Origin of the sequence: Paenibacillus lautus, assembly GCF_050482385.1 — a bacterium.
GTDB classification, from domain to species: Bacteria; Bacillota; Bacilli; order Paenibacillales; family Paenibacillaceae; genus Paenibacillus_AQ; species Paenibacillus_AQ lautus_B.
Map to the genome: position 1 here is coordinate 65,422 of NZ_JBCNHV010000001.1, position 21,857 is coordinate 87,278.

26 protein-coding genes are annotated in these 21,857 nt (G+C 46.3%); 6 read left to right on the forward strand and 20 right to left on the reverse strand.

Annotated features, from left to right (window positions below; all coding sequences use genetic code 11):
- The first annotated feature begins 152 nt into the window (after positions 1–152).
- The 4 genes from ABEW73_RS00320 to ABEW73_RS00335 are packed head-to-tail and all read left to right on the forward strand — an operon-like array spanning position 153 to position 3,514.
- Positions 153–1,262, forward strand: coding sequence for a glycosyltransferase (locus ABEW73_RS00320; RefSeq protein WP_430172823.1), 1,110 nt, complete (start codon positions 153–155; stop codon positions 1,260–1,262).
- Positions 1,259–2,863, forward strand: a complete 1,605-nt coding sequence (locus ABEW73_RS00325) for a glycosyltransferase (RefSeq protein ID WP_430172821.1) — start codon at positions 1,259–1,261, stop codon at positions 2,861–2,863. The genes ABEW73_RS00320 and ABEW73_RS00325 overlap by 4 nt, the downstream gene beginning before the upstream one ends.
- A 29-nt stretch (positions 2,864–2,892) precedes the next feature.
- Positions 2,893–3,165: a hypothetical protein gene (locus tag ABEW73_RS00330; RefSeq protein WP_430172820.1), complete on the forward strand. Its 273-nt coding sequence runs from the start codon at positions 2,893–2,895 to the stop codon at positions 3,163–3,165.
- Positions 3,166–3,175: 10 nt separating this feature from the next.
- Positions 3,176–3,514, forward strand: coding sequence for a class I SAM-dependent methyltransferase (locus tag ABEW73_RS00335; protein ID WP_430206376.1), 339 nt, complete (start codon positions 3,176–3,178; stop codon positions 3,512–3,514).
- 98 nt (positions 3,515–3,612) lie between these two features.
- Here the strand turns inward: ABEW73_RS00335 and ABEW73_RS00340 are convergent, their stop codons facing one another.
- The 12 genes from ABEW73_RS00340 to ABEW73_RS00395 all read right to left on the reverse strand — a co-directional run bounded on the left by ABEW73_RS00340 (position 3,613) and on the right by ABEW73_RS00395 (position 15,033).
- On the reverse strand, positions 3,613–5,748 hold the full coding sequence (locus tag ABEW73_RS00340) for an Ig-like domain-containing protein (protein ID WP_430172818.1): 2,136 nt from the start codon (positions 5,746–5,748) through the stop codon (positions 3,613–3,615).
- A gap of 213 nt (positions 5,749–5,961) precedes the next feature.
- On the reverse strand, positions 5,962–6,546 hold the full coding sequence (gene pgsA / locus ABEW73_RS00345) for a CDP-diacylglycerol--glycerol-3-phosphate 3-phosphatidyltransferase (protein WP_430172951.1): 585 nt from the start codon (positions 6,544–6,546) through the stop codon (positions 5,962–5,964).
- A gap of 45 nt (positions 6,547–6,591) precedes the next feature.
- Positions 6,592–7,017 carry a metallothiol transferase FosB gene (gene fosB, locus ABEW73_RS00350; RefSeq protein ID WP_430172816.1) on the reverse strand — a complete coding sequence of 142 codons (426 nt, stop codon included), beginning with the start codon at positions 7,015–7,017 and terminating at the stop codon, positions 6,592–6,594.
- A complete protein-coding gene (locus ABEW73_RS00355) occupies positions 7,014–7,712 on the reverse strand; it encodes an HAD family hydrolase (RefSeq protein WP_430172814.1) in 699 nt (232 codons plus the stop codon). Before ABEW73_RS00355 ends, fosB begins: the two co-directional genes overlap by 4 nt.
- Positions 7,713–7,729: 17 nt before the next feature.
- On the reverse strand, positions 7,730–8,209 hold the full coding sequence (locus ABEW73_RS00360) for an 8-oxo-dGTP diphosphatase (protein WP_430172949.1): 480 nt from the start codon (positions 8,207–8,209) through the stop codon (positions 7,730–7,732).
- Positions 8,210–8,411: 202 nt separating this feature from the next.
- A complete protein-coding gene (locus tag ABEW73_RS00365) occupies positions 8,412–9,065 on the reverse strand; it encodes a bifunctional 4-hydroxy-2-oxoglutarate aldolase/2-dehydro-3-deoxy-phosphogluconate aldolase (protein WP_430172812.1) in 654 nt (217 codons plus the stop codon).
- Between the two features lie 11 nt (positions 9,066–9,076).
- Complete coding sequence (locus ABEW73_RS00370) at positions 9,077–10,036, reverse strand: sugar kinase (protein ID WP_430172810.1); 960 nt, start codon at positions 10,034–10,036, stop codon at positions 9,077–9,079.
- Between the two features lie 154 nt (positions 10,037–10,190).
- Positions 10,191–11,693, reverse strand: coding sequence for a tripartite tricarboxylate transporter permease (locus tag ABEW73_RS00375; RefSeq protein ID WP_430172808.1), 1,503 nt, complete (start codon positions 11,691–11,693; stop codon positions 10,191–10,193).
- 15 nt (positions 11,694–11,708) lie between these two features.
- Positions 11,709–12,155: a tripartite tricarboxylate transporter TctB family protein gene (locus ABEW73_RS00380; RefSeq protein ID WP_430172805.1), complete on the reverse strand. Its 447-nt coding sequence runs from the start codon at positions 12,153–12,155 to the stop codon at positions 11,709–11,711.
- Positions 12,156–12,231: 76 nt separating this feature from the next.
- Positions 12,232–13,218, reverse strand: a complete 987-nt coding sequence (locus ABEW73_RS00385) for a tripartite tricarboxylate transporter substrate-binding protein (RefSeq protein WP_430172803.1) — start codon at positions 13,216–13,218, stop codon at positions 12,232–12,234.
- Between the two features lie 22 nt (positions 13,219–13,240).
- Positions 13,241–14,002 carry an IclR family transcriptional regulator gene (locus tag ABEW73_RS00390; RefSeq protein WP_430172801.1) on the reverse strand — a complete coding sequence of 254 codons (762 nt, stop codon included), beginning with the start codon at positions 14,000–14,002 and terminating at the stop codon, positions 13,241–13,243.
- Between the two features lie 296 nt (positions 14,003–14,298).
- Positions 14,299–15,033, reverse strand: coding sequence for an RNA polymerase sigma factor (locus ABEW73_RS00395; RefSeq protein ID WP_430172799.1), 735 nt, complete (start codon positions 15,031–15,033; stop codon positions 14,299–14,301).
- Positions 15,034–15,194: 161 nt separating this feature from the next.
- Here ABEW73_RS00395 and clpP point away from each other — a divergent pair, with 161 nt between their 5' ends.
- Complete coding sequence (gene clpP, locus ABEW73_RS00400; RefSeq protein WP_015736473.1) at positions 15,195–15,791, forward strand: ATP-dependent Clp endopeptidase proteolytic subunit ClpP; 597 nt, start codon at positions 15,195–15,197, stop codon at positions 15,789–15,791.
- Between the two features lie 70 nt (positions 15,792–15,861).
- Complete coding sequence (locus tag ABEW73_RS00405) at positions 15,862–16,074, forward strand: hypothetical protein (RefSeq protein ID WP_076325135.1); 213 nt, start codon at positions 15,862–15,864, stop codon at positions 16,072–16,074.
- Positions 16,075–16,102: 28 nt separating this feature from the next.
- Here ABEW73_RS00405 and ABEW73_RS00410 read toward each other — a convergent pair whose 3' ends face one another.
- From ABEW73_RS00410 to ABEW73_RS00445, 8 genes are all read right to left on the reverse strand, one after another.
- The gene (locus tag ABEW73_RS00410; protein ID WP_430172797.1) at positions 16,103–17,020 is read right to left on the reverse strand and encodes a phosphotransferase family protein; all 918 of its coding nucleotides are present in this window, start codon (positions 17,018–17,020) and stop codon (positions 16,103–16,105) included.
- 30 nt (positions 17,021–17,050) lie between these two features.
- Entirely contained in the window at positions 17,051–17,338 is a 288-nt protein-coding gene (locus tag ABEW73_RS00415) for an antibiotic biosynthesis monooxygenase family protein (RefSeq protein ID WP_430172795.1), read from the reverse strand.
- 40 nt (positions 17,339–17,378) lie between these two features.
- A complete protein-coding gene (locus tag ABEW73_RS00420) occupies positions 17,379–17,732 on the reverse strand; it encodes a DUF952 domain-containing protein (RefSeq protein ID WP_430172793.1) in 354 nt (117 codons plus the stop codon).
- A gap of 247 nt (positions 17,733–17,979) precedes the next feature.
- Positions 17,980–18,666 (reverse strand): Type 1 glutamine amidotransferase-like domain-containing protein, encoded by a 687-nt coding sequence (locus ABEW73_RS00425; RefSeq protein WP_430172791.1) that lies wholly within the window; start codon positions 18,664–18,666, stop codon positions 17,980–17,982.
- A gap of 12 nt (positions 18,667–18,678) precedes the next feature.
- Positions 18,679–18,891, reverse strand: a complete 213-nt coding sequence (locus ABEW73_RS00430; protein WP_430172789.1) for a hypothetical protein — start codon at positions 18,889–18,891, stop codon at positions 18,679–18,681.
- Between the two features lie 270 nt (positions 18,892–19,161).
- Positions 19,162–19,890, reverse strand: coding sequence for a phosphotransferase enzyme family protein (locus ABEW73_RS00435; protein ID WP_430172787.1), 729 nt, complete (start codon positions 19,888–19,890; stop codon positions 19,162–19,164).
- 3 nt (positions 19,891–19,893) lie between these two features.
- On the reverse strand, positions 19,894–20,979 hold the full coding sequence (locus tag ABEW73_RS00440) for a dienelactone hydrolase family protein (RefSeq protein WP_430206360.1): 1,086 nt from the start codon (positions 20,977–20,979) through the stop codon (positions 19,894–19,896).
- Between the two features lie 206 nt (positions 20,980–21,185).
- Complete coding sequence (locus tag ABEW73_RS00445; RefSeq protein WP_430172785.1) at positions 21,186–21,818, reverse strand: histidine phosphatase family protein; 633 nt, start codon at positions 21,816–21,818, stop codon at positions 21,186–21,188.
- Positions 21,819–21,857 lie beyond the last annotated feature (39 nt).

Here is a 21,857-nt window from a genome sequence, read left to right on the forward strand (position 1 = left end):
ATCGAAATTTGAGAAGATTTTACCATTGGGTATTTGTTAAATCTAGACCAAATTTACAAACAGCTTCTTTCATACGGTTCATTTCGTAAGCTGACTTGAATATATATCTGGCATATTCTTATGAATCAAAACCATACATGGGGGTAATTTCATTGACCACAATCAGCCTATGCATGATCGTAAAAAACGAGGAACTCGTCTTAAATCGCTGTTTATCCTGTGTTGCCGACATCGTGGATGAGATCATCATTGTCGATACAGGTTCTACCGATCGTACAAAAGAAATCGCTAAGTCCTTTACGGAGTTCATCTATGATTTTGAGTGGATTGACGATTTCTCGGCTGCACGAAATTTCGCTTTTAGTAAGGCTACCCAAGACTATATCCTATGGCTCGATGCTGACGACATACTGCTCGAAGAAGACCAGCTCAAGTTAAAAGCGCTAAAAGAAAATCTTACGTCCGACATCGATTCCGTTACCATGCTCTACCATTTAAGTTCGGACGAATTTGGTAATGTCACCTTCAGTCTCCGGCGCAACCGTCTTGTGAAACGAAACCGAGGCTTCCGATGGATCGGACCCGTCCATGAGTATTTAGAGGTCTACGGCAATATTATCAATAGCGATGTCGCGGTTAATCATCTCAGCTCGAAGCATGATCCCGATACCGGCCGAAACCTTAGAATCTACGAGAAGCGTGAGACCGCTGGCGAATCGTTTTCACCACGGGATTTATTCTATTATGCGAATGAATTAAAGGATCACGGCCAATTCGAGAAGGCTATTGATTATTACGAACAATTTTTACATACGGAAAAAGGTTGGATTGAGGATATCCTCACCGCCTGCAGCAGGCTATCCGACTGCCATCACGAACTCGGAAACGGGCAGGCCTCTTTTGAATCCTCTATTAGATCCCTGCATTATGCGCCACCACGGTCAGAATTCTGCTGCCGCATCGGTTACCATTTTTTCTTAAAAAACAACTACGATACAGCCATCTACTGGTATAAATTAGCAACCGAGCTTGAGCTGCCTCCGGGTTACATGGGATTTCATAATCCTTCCTTCTCCACCTGGCTACCTCACCTGCAATTAGCCGTTTGTTACGACCGGCTGGGAGCTCATGCTCTTGCTAATCATCATAATGAGAAAGCGCTTGTCTATCGTCCAGGCGATGAGACGATGCTGGCTAACCAAGAATATATCCGAAACAAGCTGCAGGAACTCGAAAGTGACCAGGTGAGGCCGAGCTTATGATAGCCAAGGAACGCAGACGTGTTCTGATTGGCAGTCCTATACGGCAGAAGCCTGAAATCCTGGAGCATTTTCTGTCTTCATTACTCCGGCTGGAACATAATCATCTGGAAGTATGCTACTTCTTTGTTGATGACAACAACGATGAGCAATCCAGCTCACAATTGAGCCGATTTATGAGGGAGACAAACCATGTTGTTATCCATAGCGCTCAAAACGACGATTACGATTATATCCGTAACGAGACAACCCATTATTGGAATGAACCGTTAATTTGGAAAGTAGCTGATTATAAGAACAAAATCATTCAATATGCGCTTGATTTACAATTTGACTATTTGTTTCTCGTCGATTCGGATCTGCTATTGGCACCCCAAACATTAAACCATCTCATCGCAACCGATAAAGAGATCATCTCGGAAATTTTCTGGACACGTTGGCAGCCAGACGCACGGCCCCAACCCCAGGTGTGGCTCAAAGATGAATATACGCAATACGAACAAAGCGCAGGTGAAACGTTGGAAGAAGCACAGAAGGAGCAACGTTACCAGCAGTTTGTCAGCCGGTTAATGGAGCCGGGAGTATATGAAGTGGGTGGGCTCGGAGCTTGCACTTTAATCAATCGTCAAGCACTCATACGTGGAGTTAACTATAAACGAATCTACAATTTATCCTTTTGGGGAGAGGATCGGCATTTCAGCATCCGGGCCGCTGCGCTAGGCTTTACCTTGTATGTAGATACTCACTATCCGGCCTATCATATTTACCGTGAAAGTGACCTTCACAATGCCAAGCTGTTTCTGCAGGCAACAGAGGAGATTACTTCCATCCCAAAGATTACGCTTAGTCAATTTGAAGAACATGCAGAGAGCTGCCTTAGCCAAGTTACTGCTGCTACTGACACTGCCCGTCCATCACTCACCCTTACGATGGTACTGCGGAATGAGGGCAACCGCTATTTGCGACAAGTGCTTGAACAGCATCGCCGCTATATTGATCAAGCCGTTATTATTGATGATGCCAGCACGGACAACACGCTCGATATATGCATGGAAGCATTGAAGGGGGTTCCGCTGCGACTGATCCGTAACGAGTCCTCCCTGTTTCACAATGAAATCGAGCTCCGTCAACTACAGTGGCGTGAAACCTTGAATGTTCATCCGGAATGGATCTTGAATCTTGATGGAGACGAATGGTTCGAATCCGCATTTGTGGGCGGGCTTCCCGCTATGCTTGAACAACAAGATTTCGATTTGTTCTGCTTCCGGCTCTATGACTTCTGGAACGAAACCCATTACCGGGAGGATGAATACTGGAGCTCGCATAAATATTATCGCCCTTTTCTTCTTCGTTACCGGCCCGACGTGAATTATTACTGGAAAGAGAGGGCTCAGCACTGTGGAAGGTTCCCGGCAAATGTATTCGAACTTCCCCATCATCTGTCCGCCATTCGTCTTAAACATTACGGTTGGGCCAAACCGGAATACAGACTTGAGAAACACAAGCGCTATCAGCAGCTTGACCCAGAAGCGAAATTCGGCTGGAAGGAACAGTATAGCTCCATCCTGGATGATTCCCCTGCACTGGTTGAATGGGTGGAATAACGAATACCGGAGGCAAGGAAGCGATGGATATGAGGATCATTCATACACTGCCATTATTCATTCGGGAGAACTCACCCGAGAACGATCTATATATGGCAAGCCTGGCGCTGGGCAGTCTTCAGCGCTCCCAAGATCATATGACGGTGTTGTTTAATCAAGGGTGCCTTACGAATGAAGAACTACACGATTGGCTGCAAACCCAAGGCATATCCGGTAGCATACGGTCTGGATCGAATCGCGGATTATTGGTCCGTGGAGTTGGAACAGGATTATTGAATCCGATGGAGCCAATGCAATGTTGAAGCTGAGGATATTCCGGGAAACGAACGATACGATGTCGTTCTGTTTACGGAAGTGCTTGAGCATATGAACTACAATCCCATACCCGTCTTCCGCAAAATACATGAAAGATTGATGCCAGGCGGAAGCCTGCTCATCTCCACGCCATGGAAACGATATTTTGCTCCTGCTCATTCCGATCCGGATCTCTTCCATATGCCTTACTATCAGACCGGTGATGGATTTATCGATGCAGAGAAGAAATATTATTCGATCGATGAATTGTATGTACTATCGGAAGCGACGGATTTTCACGTGAAATCGCTAGAATTATGTAATGGATATCTGCTTGCCTGGTTTCTTAAAAAATAGCAGCTTGGTGTTTTGTCCTCCCGCATAACTCCAAAGCTTCTCTTAAAAAGACAGCAGCCCGGCATCTAAAGAGCCGGGCTGCTGCTAATCTATTGGATTTATTTGACAGAGACGGTGATGGATACGGTCTTGGAATTGTACTGCCCTTTAATGCGGGCGGTTCCCTTCGCGATCGCTTCAATACGTCCGTTCGTTACTTTGGCAACGTTGGAGTTGCTGGTTGTCCAAACGGCGGTGTCTCCAACATTTGTTTTCGCGCCGGTATCAAATTCAGCTGTAACCGTTACAGTCTTAACGTCACCGGGCTTCAGATTCAGTTTCTTCTCGCTTGCCGTCAATTTCTTCAATTTCGGAACTACGTTTACCTTGACTGTAACCTCATTGCCTTGGTAAGAACCCGTAATCGTAGCCGTACCTTCCGCAACCGCTTTAATAGAAGATTTGGATACCGTCACAATCGCGCTGTCCGATGAGCTCCAATTCATCTTGGAGGAGAGAGAAACCGTCTTGCCATTGCTGTAGTAGCCTGTAACTTTAATCGATTTGGATTTTTTGATGTTGAGATCGATTTTCTCGGGCTCTACAACGATTTTCACAACTTCCTGTTCAACCACTACCGGAATCTTGATGTCTTTATTCAAGTAAGTTCCTTTCAGTGTCGTCGAACCTTTGGTTAATCCCTTAAGCGTACCGTCCTTAATGACAGCTGCCGAGCCTGTCAGTGACCATTCAACGGAGGAGGTCACATCGCTCTCCTTGCCATCTTCAAATACAGCATTTACTTTCGGCAGTGCAATGCTTCTGCCCATAACCAGTTGATACTCTTCTACATCCGGCAGCAGCACCAGCACTTTTTCATTGACGGTAACCGGCACCGTCGCCACTTCTCTGGATCCAATCTTACCGGTGATTGTTGCTGTACCGGCTTCAATGGCTTTGATTTTGCCGTCTTCGGTCGTTACCACTTTCTCATCGCTGGAAGTCCAGGTAACCGCGCTGCTGAAATCCTCTTTCTCGTCGTCCAGAAGCGTTCCCGTCACTTTAGGGAAGGATTTGGATTCGCCTTTGAGCACATCCACTTCCGTATCGGCTGCCTCAAACTTGGTCACGGTCGGATAAACCTTTACCGTGAATTCTTTGCTGATTCCCAAGTAGCTCACCTTGATGTTGGAGGTTCCCGAAGCTCTAGCTGTAATCACGCCTCCATTAACGGATACAGCCAGCGGGTTGGATGAGGTCCATTCCCCGGCAACGTCAATGGATTGCGAAGCCGCGTTGCGAACCTTGGCTTGTACCGTAATCGAATCATTCATAAACAGCACCGGATTCTTGACGAAATCCGTCTGATCCAGAATTAAAGCCTCATATGGATTGCGCACATACACATCCAGTTTGGCTGTAGAACCCAGATAGCTCACGCTGATCGTGGATTTACCCAACGCAACCGGTTTTAGCTTGCCATCCTCTATCGCAGCTACGGAAGAATTGGACGATTTCAGCTCTATCTTATCCGTTACATCCATACCTGCATCGGTCTCCGACTGCTTGGCGAATACTTTCAGCTCAACCGGCGCATCGCCAACTAAGAGTTCCAGATCTTCGCCCGGGACGATTGCAAGCTTTTGGTAAGGTGCAGTGACTTTGACCGTAAAGGAAGCCTTACGTGCTTTGTATTCGGCGGTCACGGTTGCGCTTCCCAAACCTACAAGGGTCAGTTCGCCTTTGCTTACCTTTACTACGCTGTCATCAGAAGTGGTCCACTTCGCTTCTGTTGTTACGTCGTTCGTTCCGTCAGCCAACGCTTTGACAGTTAGACCTTCCGTTCCAAGCTTATGTTCCACTTTATCCGGCTGATCCAGTTTAAACTCGTCAATGGCAAATTTGACATCGACATCAATCGTTTTGATCGCGCCTTTGAATTTTGCCGTAATTCGAGCCGTACCTTTCTCCAGTGGAATAATGAGTCCACCGTCAACCTTTACGATTCTTGTGTTGGACGAAGTCCACGTCGATTCATTGGTTACATCCTTCTTTGTAGAAGAGCCTTCAATGTTAGCCAATACTCGAAGTTGTTCCGTTGTTTCATTAACGGTTAAGTAAATTTTGCTCTCGTTCGTATCAAATTCAATCGACGTTACGTCCCCGGAGGCGGCGAATACGCTGGTTGGAAAAACCATCGCCAACATCATCACAACGACAAGAAACATCTTCGTTGTCTTTCTGTTTAAGCTCATTTATTTCTCTCCTTTGTACCTTCTGTCTCGCAGGCTTTTTTTCAGTCTACTCTGATATATCGACAGTCCCGGATTAAATCGTTACCTTCTGACGCCAAAATAGGCACAAAGTAGGATAAATTACCATCTCCGGATCACGAAAAAAATCCCGGCTCGATGAAATGGAAAGTTGCCCATATCAGCTCAATCCGGGGTGACGGTCATCTTACTCCATCAGTTCAATTTAATGAGTTTATAATTGTTCAACAGATAATGAGTACCCGAGTATATCGTCAAGGCTACTGCGGCAAGCATGAGACATTGGTCCACTTGAATCATAGTGATGAGCTGAAACGGATAATTATCCAGCAGTACCGCTGCAATGGCTATCACCTGAAGCACCATTTTCAATTTGCCGAGACTGTCAGCAGACAATGCGATTCCCTGCTCGGATGCGACCATTCTAAGCCCTGTGATAACAAATTCCCGCGCAATGATGACAACGGCTATCCATGTCGCAACCATCCCTGATTGAACCATCATGATTAAGGCGACCGATATGAGCAGTTTATCCGCGAGCGGGTCCAGTAATTTTCCGAGATTCGTAATTTGATTGTATTTCCTCGCGATGTAACCATCCAGCTTGTCCGTAGCCGAAGCAAGAAGGAATATACCCAGCGCGACGTAGGTTCCATAAACATGAATGAATCCGAAGAAGCTGCTATTCTCGGTCAACCATAATGGATACTCTGCAAAAAAAAGAATAAATAATGGAATCAACAGCATTCTGGCTATCGTTATACGGTTGGCAAGGTTCATCGGCTCATCTCCTCGATCTGCAATTGGAATCATCCGTTCCCCTAACTATTCGACATCGCAAAAGATCATATGCTCTTTATCCGCGCGGTAATAATCCAGCCTGTCTTTCAAGCTGCCCGTATGAAACTCGAACATATGCCCATCCGGGTCCAGGAAGTAGATCGACTTCTTGTCCTTCTCATCCCTTGACCTACCCGGCAGAATCTCCACCTGGAGCGCTTGCAGACGAAGCAGCGTTGTTTCATAATCCTCCTCTTCCAAGGTAAAGGCAATATGCGTATACGTTCTATTCGCGGTGCTTCTGTCGACATCTTCTTCATTTAAAGCAATCCACAGTCCGTTCAGATCGAAATAAGCCAGCTTTCTCCCCTTGACCAGAAGTTTGGCCTCAAACACGTCCCTGTAAAAAGCGATGGACCGTTCCAATTCCGAAACAGAAAAGCAAAGATGGTTAATGGCCTGCAGTTTCATGGTTCCGGCAGCTCCATTTCATTAAAAGATTCGATCATGTCCAGCACATGCAGCGGGTGATGAATTTTCTCATACTCACTCTCAATAAACGTATTGTACCAATAGGCGTGATATGGCGTGAGACCGGAATTGCTGGCGCCCCTCAGTTCGTCTGAGCCGCCATCCCCGATAAACAGGGAATCCTGCGGTGTTACGGATAAGCGCTCACAAGCTAATCGATAGATTTCTTCATTCGGCTTGGCTACCCCAACCTTATAAGAGAAGATGACGTCATCGAAATAAGGTGCCAATCCGCTCTGGCCAAAAGAAATCACCTCTTCTTCCGAGCAATTGCTGATTAAGCCCAGCTTCAGACCCCTTTCACGCAAAAGTTCCAGCATCCTGCAGATCTCATTCGATATCGTATGGAAAGGGATTCTCTTCTCGCTTACTCTCGATTGGTAGAGAAACTCGACGTGTTCCTCGTGATAGGGCAAACTTCGGGACTCCAGAATATCCCGGATAACAGCGTGATAACTGGGAAATTGCCCATTCATTCTTCGCTCAAACCGGATACGCCACTCCCGTTTAAACTCCGCTTCCGATAGCCCGAGACTATTCATATAATCATAGGACCTCTTAGATATCCGCTTGCCCTTTTCGAACTCCGTGATTAACGTCTCGTACAAATCGAAGAACACCGCTCTGACCACCATGAACATAGCTCCCTTCGTTAATCAACGACACCTGCCGCCTGAGGCATTTTAGCCGGATACTGCTTGATTGTTTCATCCAGAACAATCCCCGTCTTCTCATCCCATATCTCGCTTAATTCAAATGTGCCTTCTTCAAAAAACAATGGAAACCGACGCTTAAACCAATCCTGCATGGGCAGTTTCAATGCCTCTTCCAGGTCCACCCATACCAGCTCGCCTTCGGGGGGATTCTCCAGCAATTCCCCTTCAAAAGAAGTGGCCAAATAATTAAACACCATATACCGAAGACCTGTATTTGGTTCACACGATTCCTCGAGGCCCTTATAGATGATGTCCTTCACAATCAAGCCGGTTTCTTCCCGAACCTCCCGAATCGCTCCGTTCACAATGCTTTCCGGAAAATCCACTTTGCCGCCGGGCGCAATATAACCGGGAAATCCTTTGGCATCCGGTCTATTCATCAGCAGGATTCTGCTTCCGTCTTGGATCATGCACATGGTGTACAACTTCACTTCGCTCTGCAACCTAATCCCTCATTCCTAACGATTCTACTTGGTTATAGTATACAACCGGAAGCTGTTCATTGAAATTCTTCATTTATATCTTTCAGCAGGAATCCACACGAAATGGGAAATCAAGCACAAAAAAAAAACGAGCAGCTTCGCACATCTGCTCGTTCATATGATTTCATGATAGCCATTACTGAATCATTTGCTTTCTCGCTCTCTTCACACTGGATGTGAATTGCCGTGCAAGCGCAGTTAATTCATCCCAACGCTCATTTTCGATGAGTGCCGGTTTCATCAGTGATCCGCCGATTCCGGCTGCAACGGCGCCGGCCCGGATGTAATCCTCAATGTTATCCAGATCGATTCCGCCTGTCGGCATCATTTTAATATGGCCTAACGGTCCGCTAACATCTTTAATAAATTTAGGACCTAGTACGGAAGCAGGGAATATTTTGACAACATCTGCACCCCATTCCTGTGCCTGCAGCATCTCCGTTGGAGTAAAGACGCCCGGAATCGCAATTTTACCGTAGCGCTTGGCTGCCTTGATGGTCCCTTCGTTTAAGGTTGGGGCAAAAATGAATTCGGCTCCGGCCTGAATCGCCGATCCCGCTGATTCTGCGTCCAATACGGTTCCGGCCCCTATTACAGCCTGTTCCCCATATTTCTTCTTGGCATCATGTATAACTTGCAAAACATTTGGAGAGTCCATCGTCATTTCAATTCCGGTCACCCCGCCTTCTACAAGCGAGGAAATAACATTCATTACTTTACCCTCGTCCACACGCCGTACAACCGCGATTATGCCGGAATGTAAAAGCTTCTTGAGTTGATCCTGTCCCATCCTATCACTCCCTATCTCAAAATATCATGTTGGTTCATGCTGAAGCTTTCAATAGCAGCACGGTCCGGAAGCCCTTCCACATCACCTCTTACCGTTACTACCATGGCGCCAATAATGGCACCAAGCTCAACCGATTCCTTAAGAGGCTTCTGCTCAAGCAGGCCGACCAACAAGCCGGCAGCAAAACCGTCACCGGCACCGACCGGGTCCGTCACCCGTTCTACCTTGTGGCTGGGGCAAAATCCCGCTCCCTCATCCACTGAGTCGTAATAAGTGCCGGAGCTTCCATTCTTGATGACTATCTTGGATACCCCTGCCTGTAAAAAATAGTCAGCAATTTGTTTATAATCACTTGTTCCAATTAAATACTCCGCTTCATCTACACCCGGCATGAAAATATCAGCCTGTCTGGCAATATCCAGCACGATTTCCTTCGCATTCGGTACATGCTTCATTAATTTAAAGCGAAGATTCGGATCGAATGAGAGTTGAATTCCGTTCTCTTTAGCCATACGAATCGCTTCAAAAACAATATCCAGACAGCTTTCGCTCAGAAATGGAGTGATCCCCGTCAAGTGGATCATCTTTGCCTGCCTTACGTAATTCCAATCGATATCCTCTTTCTTCATGCGGCTGGCAGCAGATCCGCTGCGATAATAATAGACCTGTGTGGAGCCTTCACGAATCTTTTCTTTGATGTAAAGCCCGGTTGGAGAGTGACGATCATATCGAACGCATGAGGTATCCACGCCTTCACCTCGGATCGAAGATACCAGATATTTTCCAAGCTCGTCATCCCCTACCTGGCTTATCCATCCGGCAGATTTCCCTAATCTGGCTACTCCAATCGCTACGTTGGACTCAGCCCCTCCATGGCGCTTGTTAAACTGGGAAGTATATCTTAAAGGACCATCGACAGCTGACTCAAATACGACCATGGTTTCACCAATGGTTACAAGTTCAGGATACACAATGTAGACCTCCACTCCAGGTGATCATTTTTTCTTTTTTTTAGATTAGAGAATTTATAAGTTTTCTTGCCATGCTGAACAATTCTATCATCACAAGAAAACCTACCGTTGAATCGCGGTCGCTCATCCTAGAATAGCCTCGTTAAAGGTTTTCTTATGCTGCTTCTACCTTTTTATTTTTCTTCAGCTTGCCCCATACGAGAGGCAGAATGAGCGACAAGACGGCAACAATAATAAATCCGAGTGCAATGGGTCTTTCAAGAAAGATCCTGTAACTGCCTTCTGACATAACAAGCGAACGTCTGAATTCGCTTTCAGCCATAGGTCCCAGAATCAAGGCCAACACGATTGGCGATGCAGGAAAACCGTACTTTTTCATGAAATATCCGATAATACCCGCAACCAGCATCGTAAACACGTCAAAAATATTGTTGCTGATCGCATAAGCACCTATTGTGGAAAGAATCAAAATTAAAGGTGCCAGAATTTTCTTGGGAACCAATAGAATTTTGACAAATAACCGGATACCGCTAATCCCAAAAATCACCATAAGAATATTCGCAATAATCATTCCGGCGAACAACGTATACACCAACTCACCGCTGGTGGCAAATAACTGTGGCCCTGGCTGAATACCTTGAACTACAAGTGCTCCAAGCAGAATTGCCGCAACGGCATCCCCAGGAATCCCCAGCGTCAATAAAGGAATCATGGCACCACCAGTAACACCATTGTTAGCGGCCTCAGCTGAAACAATCCCTTTAGGATTTCCCTTACCGTAAGTCTCTTTCTCTTCTTTTTTCAAAAAACGCTTCCCTTCATTATAGGAAACAAATGCAGCGATATCGGCCCCTGCGCCAGGTATAATCCCAATAATTGTTCCAATAAATCCGGATCGAATCATCGAGAACCAAAGCCTTTTCAATTCATTCCATTTAGGAAGGACATAATTGGCAATAATCTTCTTGATCTTGTCTCCCCCGCCGATCTCACCTTCCATAATGACCAAAGCTTCGGAAACGGCAAAAAGTCCAATCATAACGGGAATAAAGGAGAATCCGTTTAACAGAGAAAGCTGGTCGTACGTGAAACGGGGATAGCTCGTCATCGGATCCATCCCAATCGTAGAAATCAGGATACCAAACACCCCTGCGATCAACCCTTTTAGAACAGAGCCTCCCGATACACTGGAAATAATGCTGAGTCCAAACAAGGCAAGTCCAAACATTTCAGGAGCACTGAAATTTAATGCTACGCCGGCCAGTTGAGGAGCTATCAGAATCAGCATGAGAACACTAATTAACCCACCCACACCTGAAGCAATGGCCGCATACCCCAGAGCCTTACCTGCTTTACCTTGCTTCGTCATTGCATGTCCATCAAGCGCGGTCGCGGCCGAAGCCGGCGTACCAGGTGTATTCAATAGAATAGCCGCAATGGAGCCCCCATAAATTGAGCCGAAGTATACTCCGATCAACAGCAGAACCCCGGTTACAGCGTCCATGCCGAATGTGACCGGAAGAAACAACGCAACCCCCATTGTGGCAGTTAATCCTGGAAGAGCACCGATGATAATTCCGATAATAACTCCACCAATTAAAAGGAGAATCACTTCCGGCTGAAAGACATTTCCCAATCCTTGAAGCAGTAAATCCATACACCAAGCCCTCCTTTAATACAAAATACCGTGCGGAATCGGAACGCTCAGCAAGAATTCAAACACGTAAGTAATTCCGGCGCTGATTAGAACGGACGCCACAATCAATGTCGTCCACTTCCGGATGCCCATCAATATCATCCAAGCAAATGTGACTAAAGCTGACGAAACAGTGAACCCCAGCCACTGCACGAACAGGACGTAAACCATCATGACGATGATTCCGGTTACAAACAATAAAACCGCAGGCTTCCCTGAAACAGCATAAACCGCTCCATCTTGTTTCTCTTTCCTGCCTATGAGCAGAATCGATAATACACCTAATACGCTGGCAGCTATTTTTGGAAAATAGTCAGGGCCAGGTCCCAGACTGTTGGAAGACGGAAACGCATTTGCTGTCAACCATGCATACACCGACAAGATCAATAATCCAAATCCAATCACGCGATTGGCCATTGTCATGGGCTGCACCTCCTCTTGTGATAGAAGAGGCTAGTCATCACTAGCCTCTTTCTATCCAATTCGTTTTTGTTGAATGTTAATTCAATTTCAATGACGGAATCAAATCTGCAAATAACTGATCTTGCTCTTCCAACAGTTTCGTGAATCCTTCTCCATTCTCGTAACGGTAACCCAGGTTCATCTTTTTGATCTGCTCTTTAAATTCGTCGCTTTGAGCTGTCTTCCCGAATGACTCCTCAAGAATTTTCACAACATCGTCCGGCGTATCCTTAGGAACAGCCAGTCCACGCCATGTGCCGATCGAAAGGTCAATTCCGCTTTCTTTTAGTGTAGGTACATCCGGTAGAGACTCGACACGTTCTTCAGCCATCACACCCAATACTTTAAGCTCACCTGCTTGTACTTGTGTAACAACTTCTGCAGGGCTTACAGAAACCGCATCCACATGTCCTCCCAGCAGGGCCGTTACTGCAGGAGCAGCTCCTTCAAATGGGATGTGATTAAATTGGGCACCCGTTTCTTTCTCAAAAGCAGCGGCGGCCAGATGCCAGATCGCACCCGTTCCAGAGTTCCCAACCTTTAATTTTTTTTCTTTTGTAGCTGCGATAAATTCTTCTAACGTATTCCATGGGGCATCTGCTTTTACTGTGATAGCCCCTGAATCTTCATTTAATAGCGCAATCGGTTTGAAATCCGTATGAGAAAATTGAGCCAAACCGGAGTGCGGTAGTGTAAGCAATTCAACGGTTACCATCGATACCTTATAACCATCTGCTTTTGCCTTGGCACCGTTCTGCATACCAACCGCTCCACCGCCGCCTTCCATATTCACAACGGCAATGGACTGGCCCAGGTCATTTTTAGCCATATCTGCAAAGGAACGAGCCACGGTATCCGTTCCTCCTCCTGCGGCATAAGGTACAATGAGTTCTACAGGTTTACTCGGAAAGTTGCTGCCTTTGCCGGTATCACCCGAGCCGGATTTTGCTGAATCATTCCCGCCGCATGCGGTTAAAACAACGAACATCGCCAGTAAAATCAAACCAAATTTGTACTTTTTCATAAGAACTCCCCTTTTATTGTTTTTATGATTTAGTTGGATTGAAACCCATTTTTCTTGAAATCGCCAGGGCTGTTTCTTTAGTCCACGGAATGTATTCACGCAGAATATCATCCGACATTCTGGTGATGGGACCCGTAATGCTGATGGCATAACGGGATTTTTGCGTGTGGTCGAAGATAGGTGCCGCAACACAGCGTATCCCTCTCTCATGCTCTTCATTATCGTACGCAAATGCGTTGGCCCGAATGGTTTGAAACTCTTGCTTTAGCTCTTCCGGTGTGGTCAAGGTATACTCGGTAAATGGCTGCATCGTAACTCCTGCAAGAAGCTGGTCCACCTCATCCTCCGGTAAATAAGCCAAAATCGCTTTACCAACCCCTGTGCAATACAATGGGCCTCTGCGACCGATTTGTGAGTAAATCCGGATAGTTGAAGCGTTTTCAACCTTATCGATGTATAACACTTCATTTCCATCAAGCATGACAAGGTGGACGATTTCGCCCGTATCTCTACTTAATTTTTCGATCAATGGTCTGGCGATATCCACAATCTTTAGATTCTCGGTAACGACCTCTGCCATTTCAATAAACTTCAATCCCAGGCTGTAGATGCTATCCTTTCCCGTCTTCTGAACATAATCCTGCTCTTCAAGCGAAGCTAACAACCGATGTGCCGTACTCTTTGCTACGTCCAGCTTTTGGGCGATTTCTGTAACACCTAAACCTCCGGGATTCAATTTTAGAAACTCCAGTATATCCAGCGCCCTAGTTACTGACTGAATCAATTCATGGCCCCCTTTTTATTTCGTTCCTTATTACGGAACACCATTCCTTAATATGATATAACTTAATTATAAAAATAATTTGAAAGCGCTGTCAACAGTTTTGATCAAAAAAACTTTGTTCTGTTATGCTACAAAAGCCTTCAACTTCGTGTATCAACCAACCGCTGCGTGTTTGATGGTCGCTATCTTTTCCAAAAAAGATGTTGCCTGAAGGTTCACAATACAGAAAAAGACCATAGCATCTTCTGCTTTGGTCTTTATGGTAAGTATATGATCAACCTGCTCGAATCTTCGCTCTACGCGGCCATTCTCATGTCGGACGAATATCCGCCGTACATCATATAACTTGCGCTCGGGGTTTGAACCTGCATCGGAACCATGCAACCGATCGCTGATGCTTCACTGCCATTCCATTGAATAAGTCTAACGACCGCTTCAACATCCCCGGATTGGTATGCCTCTGCCAATGCCCGAAGGTTCAGGGTCATCTCCTCCTCTTCCGGCATAGCCAATACAAGTTCCTCTTCCTCTCGATCCAGCGATTGCAGCACTTTGTGGGCACGATGAAGGGCCGCTTTCACCGCTCCCTCCGTCGTTTTCAGTTTAATCGCGGTTTCCGAAACCGAATATTCATACACTTCACGAAGCAGTAGCACCGTTCGCTGCAGGGGCGACAAGTGTTCCAGCAGCCATTGAAAAGCGAACTCGATGTTCAGTTTGCTGTCCTCATTCGAAACTTCTTCTCTAGGTAAGACGTGTTCCAGCTTCTCATCCAGGATTCGTCTATAGGTCTGATCCCGGCGAACCCGGTCAATCCATGTATTCTTGGCAATCCGAAGCAGCAGCGCTTCGGGATTGACATGGCTCCGCTGCTTCATATGCTCCAGTGCCTTGATCCAAGTGTCCTGCACCAGATCATCGGAATCCCATGAGGAGTTTGTAAGGGACAGACAATATCTGTGCAGGGTAGCATTCATTTCCTCCAGGCTCAGATCAGCCGGCGGGGTGAAGCTCGGTCGATATATCGTCATCGGAAGCCAACTCCTTTCCTCATCTCGGTAAGATATCTTATATGTAAACGAACGAACTCATCATTTCGTTACTTTAATTTTCGATTTTTATTTCGTGGTTTCTCCGTATCTTTTGCGGCTGCCTCTTCGTTTACTTGCTGAAACCAGAAAACCTAACGAATATGGAGGATGAAACCATGAATATTGTTCCTTATGTTGTTGAACAAACCAACCGGGGTGAACGATCTTACGATATTTATTCCAGATTGCTGAAGGATCGAATCGTGTTTGTGGGTGCAGCCATCGATGACGCCATCGCTAACAGTATTATTGCACAGCTGCTGTTTCTGGCGGCTGAGGATCCTGAGAAGGATATCCACATGTACATTAACAGTCCGGGCGGCTCTGTTTCTGCGGGCTTTGGCATTTACGATACCATGCAGATTATCAAACCTCAAGTCAACACCATCTGCACGGGCTTCGCCGCTTCTTACGGTGCGATCCTGCTGCTGGCGGGGGCCAAAGGCAAACGACTCGCGCTGCCGAACAGCGAGATCATGATCCATCAGCCGCTGGGCGGTGTACAGGGGCAGGCCACCGATATAGCCATTACGGCTAAACGCATCTTGAAAACCCGCGAGAAGCTGGCGCACATTATATCCGAGCGGACAGGTCAATCCGTCGAACGCGTCGAAAAGGATATGGAGCGGGATTATTTTATGTCGGCAGAAGAAGCGAAAGAATACGGGATCATTGACGATATCGTCACCAAACTGTGACGCTATTCGAAATTTTGCCCAACACCGCTAGCCCCGATACTTTATTTTATTCACAAGGAGTGGACCGTATATGCTGAAAAGTTTGCTGAATCAGGAAGTGAGCATTTATTTTACGGATGGAAGTTATGTGCGGAGCGGCACGCTTGAGGAAGTAGGCGAACAATTCATCCGGTACAAGGATGAATACGAGATGCTGTATGTACCGTTAACCGCAATCCGTTACGTTTCGGTGAATACCAAGGAACGAGACAAACCAAAGGTCGGATTCACGCCGACTGCCTGACCGGATAACAAGAACCGCATGGGCTAACTTAGCTCATGCGGTTCTCGTTTGTATCGCTGTTTATTTTTTCTAATATGAATGAGATCATTCGCTGTTTGCAGACATCGTTCTGCTCCCTCCGATGAAAGCCGATAAATTGCAGGGCATGAATAACGGAGTAGAAATCAATCAGCGCCCGCTGCTCTCGGTTCGCTCCCCACTGCCTGCATAACGCCTCCACGTAGGGCATTCCCTGATCTCCAATATCGGAGACCACCGCCGTCTGGGTGAGGGCGATCATGTACAGCGGATCCCCGTAGCAGACCCAGTCGAAATCAACGATGCCCTGAAGCTTGCCTTCGGCTACAATCACATTCTTGATCGTAAGATCATCAAGGAAACAGTTGGGCTCCACTTGGTCGAAATACGGCGTGTAACGCTGCTTCATGGTTTGCAATTGGACGATGGTTTCCGGAGCAACATCATCGATGATGTGATTGATATGATTGCGGATATCACGATCGATGATCTGCGTCCAGGATGAGAAGGGTCCCTGCTCCCCGATCGGAACCCATCCGAACCCGGTGCCCCTGGGAAGCTCTGACACGCTGCGTTGGTATGAAATGATCTGTTCGGCAAGTTGGGCCAGTTGTTCATGCGTCATTCCCTCAAGCTCATATCGGAGGTCCCGTCCGGGAAAGTGCTCCAGTATCATATAAGCAAAGGGAACCTGTTCCATAGATACATCCGTTCGGATTACTCTCGGTACCGGTAAGCCTAATGATGAGAGGATCGCAATATTGTCCGCTGTATGTTCCAGGACGCCGGGCTTGCGATTGGTTCTGAGAATGATTTGTTCGGCTGATAATGTCACACGATATACCTGATTGGTATGGCCAAACGACATGAGTTCGATCTTTAGCGGCGGACTGCCGTAAATCTCCGTTATAAGCTCTTCCAGGCTCATCTCCAACACCTGCCTTAACGGTTGCTTTATTTATGCATCTTCAAAATGTTCAACGACGGGGAATGGATCGTAAAAGTGGTGCAGCAATTCCTTCCATTCCTGATATTCCGCGGATCCTCTAAAACCTATCGTGTGATCCTCCAGTGTCTCCCATTTCACCATTAGAACATATTTATGTGGATCCTCCAGACACCTTTTCAACTCATGCTGAATATAACCCTCCATCTTCGAGATGATCCCTGAGGCGACTTGGAAATTTCGTTCAAAATCTGCCGTTAGTCCTGGTTTCACCTGCAGCATGGCCACTTCGAGTATCATTGCATTCCCTCCTTGGTATCACGCTAATATTCCTATCCCTTTATCCTCTATATTCAAGCTCAGCAGAAGCCTGAAACGTAAATACCCCATCTTCATCCGGCTCAAGACGATACACCTTCTGGACGGCATTCAGGTTCAGCACTCCATAAATATGCGGGTACAATTGGTTCATCTTATATAAGTCCTCATATACAATCTCCGCATCCACCTGATCTTCTTGAATACCCAGCACCAATAGATCCGTCCTGCCTGTATAGAACATATTGGCTACTCCGCTGACTTGCTCCTCTGTGGAGCAGTGGATAAATCGGTCCGTCTGTAAGCTCGGCGGCTTGTACAATCTACTCTCTCGTGCTACCCTCCAGGCTTCCTTAGAAATCATATGATAGATCATGCCCTACGTTCCCCCAGTTGCTTATTTTTCGTAGACGCTCCGTGTACGAATCGTTCCTCCCATCGCTGTCGTCCCCAAATTTCTTGGAATGGTTCTAAGCAAGATGAAATTCGGGGACAAAGGCGACCGCTCTCGCTTGTCCGGAATCGTTTCGTCCTCTCCGCTACGTTGTGCGAAAACATACGTTAGACATAATAAAAGAAACCGTTTTTGTAAAATGGCAGTATAACCACGCCAATGCAAACCGCTACCCCTTTGTAATCGTATACTGATCCGCATTAAAATTCTCGAAGATTACTTCATGGACGGATTCGCCCAGAGCATACGCCAGCTGCCCATTGATAAAAACGGCACATGCCTGCTCATCGATGCCGATCCCGCGCTTCACCTTCTTAGTTCTCATACCCTCCAGCAGATTGGACTGGTCGCTCCACTCCATGTAATGAACGCTGATCAATACATTCGAAAGTAACCCTACCCCCTGCTTAAACAGCATTACGCTTTGTTCATTATCCAGCGGCGATATGAGGCATATCTCCGGAAGAATCAAGGCACCTGCCGAATTTCCCGCAATTGGAACGCCGTTCTCGTAACAGTTGATTAGCAGCTCCTTAAAATGACCGGTCGCGTAATAGTGATGGTATTTCTCCGTGTTGCCTCCGCCAATAAATATTCCTGTAGCCTGTGTCAACACCTGTTTGGCATGTTCCATGTCCAGCTTTCCATCCTCATCAGGGACAATCACCGTCACATCCTGGGCACCCGATTCCTTCCACATCTGCTGAAAAAGAGGAACATATTCCTCCCAGCCCGGTCTGTTCATGATGCATAAAACGATTCTAGCGTTGGAACCGCCCGCTTGCTCTATAAATTGTCTGTTCGTCTCTGCTTGAAAGGAATGTCCTCCGAGCAAATATAGATATCGTTCTCTCAAAATTACGCCCCCTTATTTCTTCTTTTTCGGACCTCGTTTGTAAACATAGTACAGCAGCACGGATATAAAATAAATCGGAAGCAGGATCATGCCAATCACGGCACTCAGCAGGACGATGAAGTACTGGCCGCGGTCTGCCATATCATCGTAATTCACATACCCGTATACAATCCAAACCAGCCATACCAACGTAACGGCATATCCTATTTTATAAGGTAATTTCACAGCATAGTCACATCCTAGAAGTTGTTTGGGTGAGCATTATTCATAAACATTGCGAATACAACAATTCAACAAACTTATGTTGGTTCCGTTCCATCCATTCTTTTCTGATCCGAAGTTGCTTCAACATCAGGTGAAAATAGGAGGCGATGTTCCTTCCGGCAAAATGCTGTCCGATATAGATGCTTAATAATGAAACATAATATAACTGCATAATATAGGGAATCCACTGGATCTCTACACGGGTTAATCTCATATTTTTTCGATATTCATCTACAAACAGATGGATAGTTCCCATATCCGGATGTCCTTTGCCGCAAAATCAAAATCCAATACACCGCTCATCTCCCTGGACTGGGGATCGATCAAGAGATTAAAAACGAGGATATCATGATGGACCATTTGCTTAGGCAGTACATTCAGTTCAGCTGCATGGCTAAGCACAGATTCATAGTATCCCTGTAGTAAAGCTATCTGTTCGGCTTCAATCTCAAAAGGAGGGCATGCCAAAAACTCATCAATTTTCTTCTGATCGGATAGAGAATGAAGGTTGTAAAAATCATGGAACACCATTGCCCGACAAACCGCATCAACGGAATCCGGTTCGAATTGCTGAAGGGCATAAGAAATTTCCCCAACTGTCCACCCGTAACTAATCACATCGGAAGTTCTGGATAGATCAGGGATCTCTCCTTCGATAAACCGCGTCAGGGAGCCCAGGGAACCGTCGGACAGAACCACGTACTTCGTTTCATCCTTACTGGAGGCGAAACCTGGAACATCGAACGATAAGGAACAACGCTCCAGATAAGCTGTTAATTCAACCTCAAACCGCAATCTCTCTTCATTCTTCGTATGACGATTGTATATTCTAGCGACGTATTTCCCTTGGTTCATTACGACAATTCGGGAGTCATTCGTCATGCCGAAAGGCACGGTCTCGATCGAATGCACAGGTCCATGAAAATAATGCTGCAGCAGCTCCAGAAATAAGTGTTCCAATGTCTACACCTCATTTTTTTCCAGCACGTTCCCCTTATGGTCAATCTTATAAACCCCATCCTGACTCATGGTCTCACTCAGCAACAGCCCCTCATATTCGTGTAACTCATTCGATACATACTCACGAAGGAATGCTGTCACGTATAGACTAATGGTCCTTTGAACCCGTGATACTTCACCCTCTTTAAACAACAGGGGAACATCACTGAAGGTCATGTGATTAGCGCCCTCTACCTTTAAACAGGACTTATACCCAGACAAATAATAATACAACCCTTTATACCCATCGACAAATGGATTCAAGATCGCTTCTGAAAATTGGGGTTGGAGTTCCTTATGCGTACATTTTTCTTGCCGCATCACCAAAAACGGGGTTACGATATCAACTCTATTCTGCAGATGGAGAAGATGAAAGCTGGGATCCAGCAAAACCGCTGCCCTGAAATCCGCTTTTCTCTTCACAGCTTCAAATACAGCTGCTCCACCCAAGGAATGTCCCACCAGACCGATCCGTTCCACATCCATCAATGGAGATGAAAAACAAGACTCCAGCTCTTGCAAATGAGCGGCCGTATACAAAATATCCTCCACTCTTGCCTGTAACAGCTCGTCCCACAGAACAGTATCTGTACTTTCGATGGATGACATCTTCTCCGCTTGTCTGAAAAAGCGACCATCAGGATAAATAGAAAACATGGATTCGTCAGTCGCTCCAATCGTTGCCACGATAAATCCCTGCTTGACTAAATTTTCGATTTGAAACATGTACATATCTCTTACAATCCCAAAGGCAGGAACATAGAGAATAACCGGGCGTTTCTCTGCTGTATATATGGGCTCGACTTGATTCACAACCGGGATTCCTATCGATTTAATATGATCCTCATCCGTACCCATCTCTTTAAGGCTAGCGAGTGCTATTTCAGCACAGGGATCAAACAATCGAGCGTACGATGAGACCGCGGGACTCTCTGCATTAGTCTCTGCCGGATAAAACAGACTGATTATGATACTCCTACCCATATCGCTAGAGTCAAAATCCCCCCTTGAGGGATCATAAAACACGTGTACAAGCCTTCCTATGTTCATTCACTTCACTCCAGAATAAGTCAGTTATTAACGTTGCGAATATTATCAAGGTCAGAAGGAGCATATGATTCATCTGTGCTACTTACATAAGTGGATCTAAGGCAGACCTCAGGCAGCCTCAGGCAGCTGGCAAGGCAATGCAATAAATTGATAGAGCGTCTTGACACAACTCCTTCATCCAATGTCGGCATGCCAGCGAACGATCCTTACACACCCTGCTCTTCCCTGTAATGACTGACATCCCCATGAAGGATGATGGAAGGCACCTCATCGGTCAGTTCAATCTTGCTCAGGCATGTCGGGTGAATATAGGGCAGATCCCACAGTCGGTCCATGCTTCTCCCTTCAAAATAAGCCATTAACAGCTTGACCACCACAGTATGCGTGACCAGCAAAATGCTGGCGCCTGGATTCGAAGCGACAATATCGACAAGCTTGTTCACCGCACGTTCTCTGACCTCATGAAAAGTCTCGCTACCCGGGGCGCCGAACAGCTCCGGATGATTCCAGAAATGATCCAGCTGCTGAGGATATAATTCGCCGATCCGTTCCTGCGTCTGTCCTTCCCAGACGCCCAGATTAATTTCTTTGAATTCATCGCAAGCCGTAACCGACACATCTCGGTTCCCTCTAATAATCTCGGCTGTATGGAATGCTCTGTTACTGGTACTCGAGTAAATGAGGTCGATAGGGTCATGCTGCAAGGCTTCACCGAGCCATTCCGCCTGCTGAATGCCCAGCTTTGTCAGCGGCGAATCCAAATGTCCTTGAAATCGGTGTTGCACATTCCACTCGGTCTGTCCGTGTCTCACGAGGTAGATGGTGGTTGTTTCTTTCATCAATCGTTCCCTCCCTAAACCTAATATGAAACCTATCGT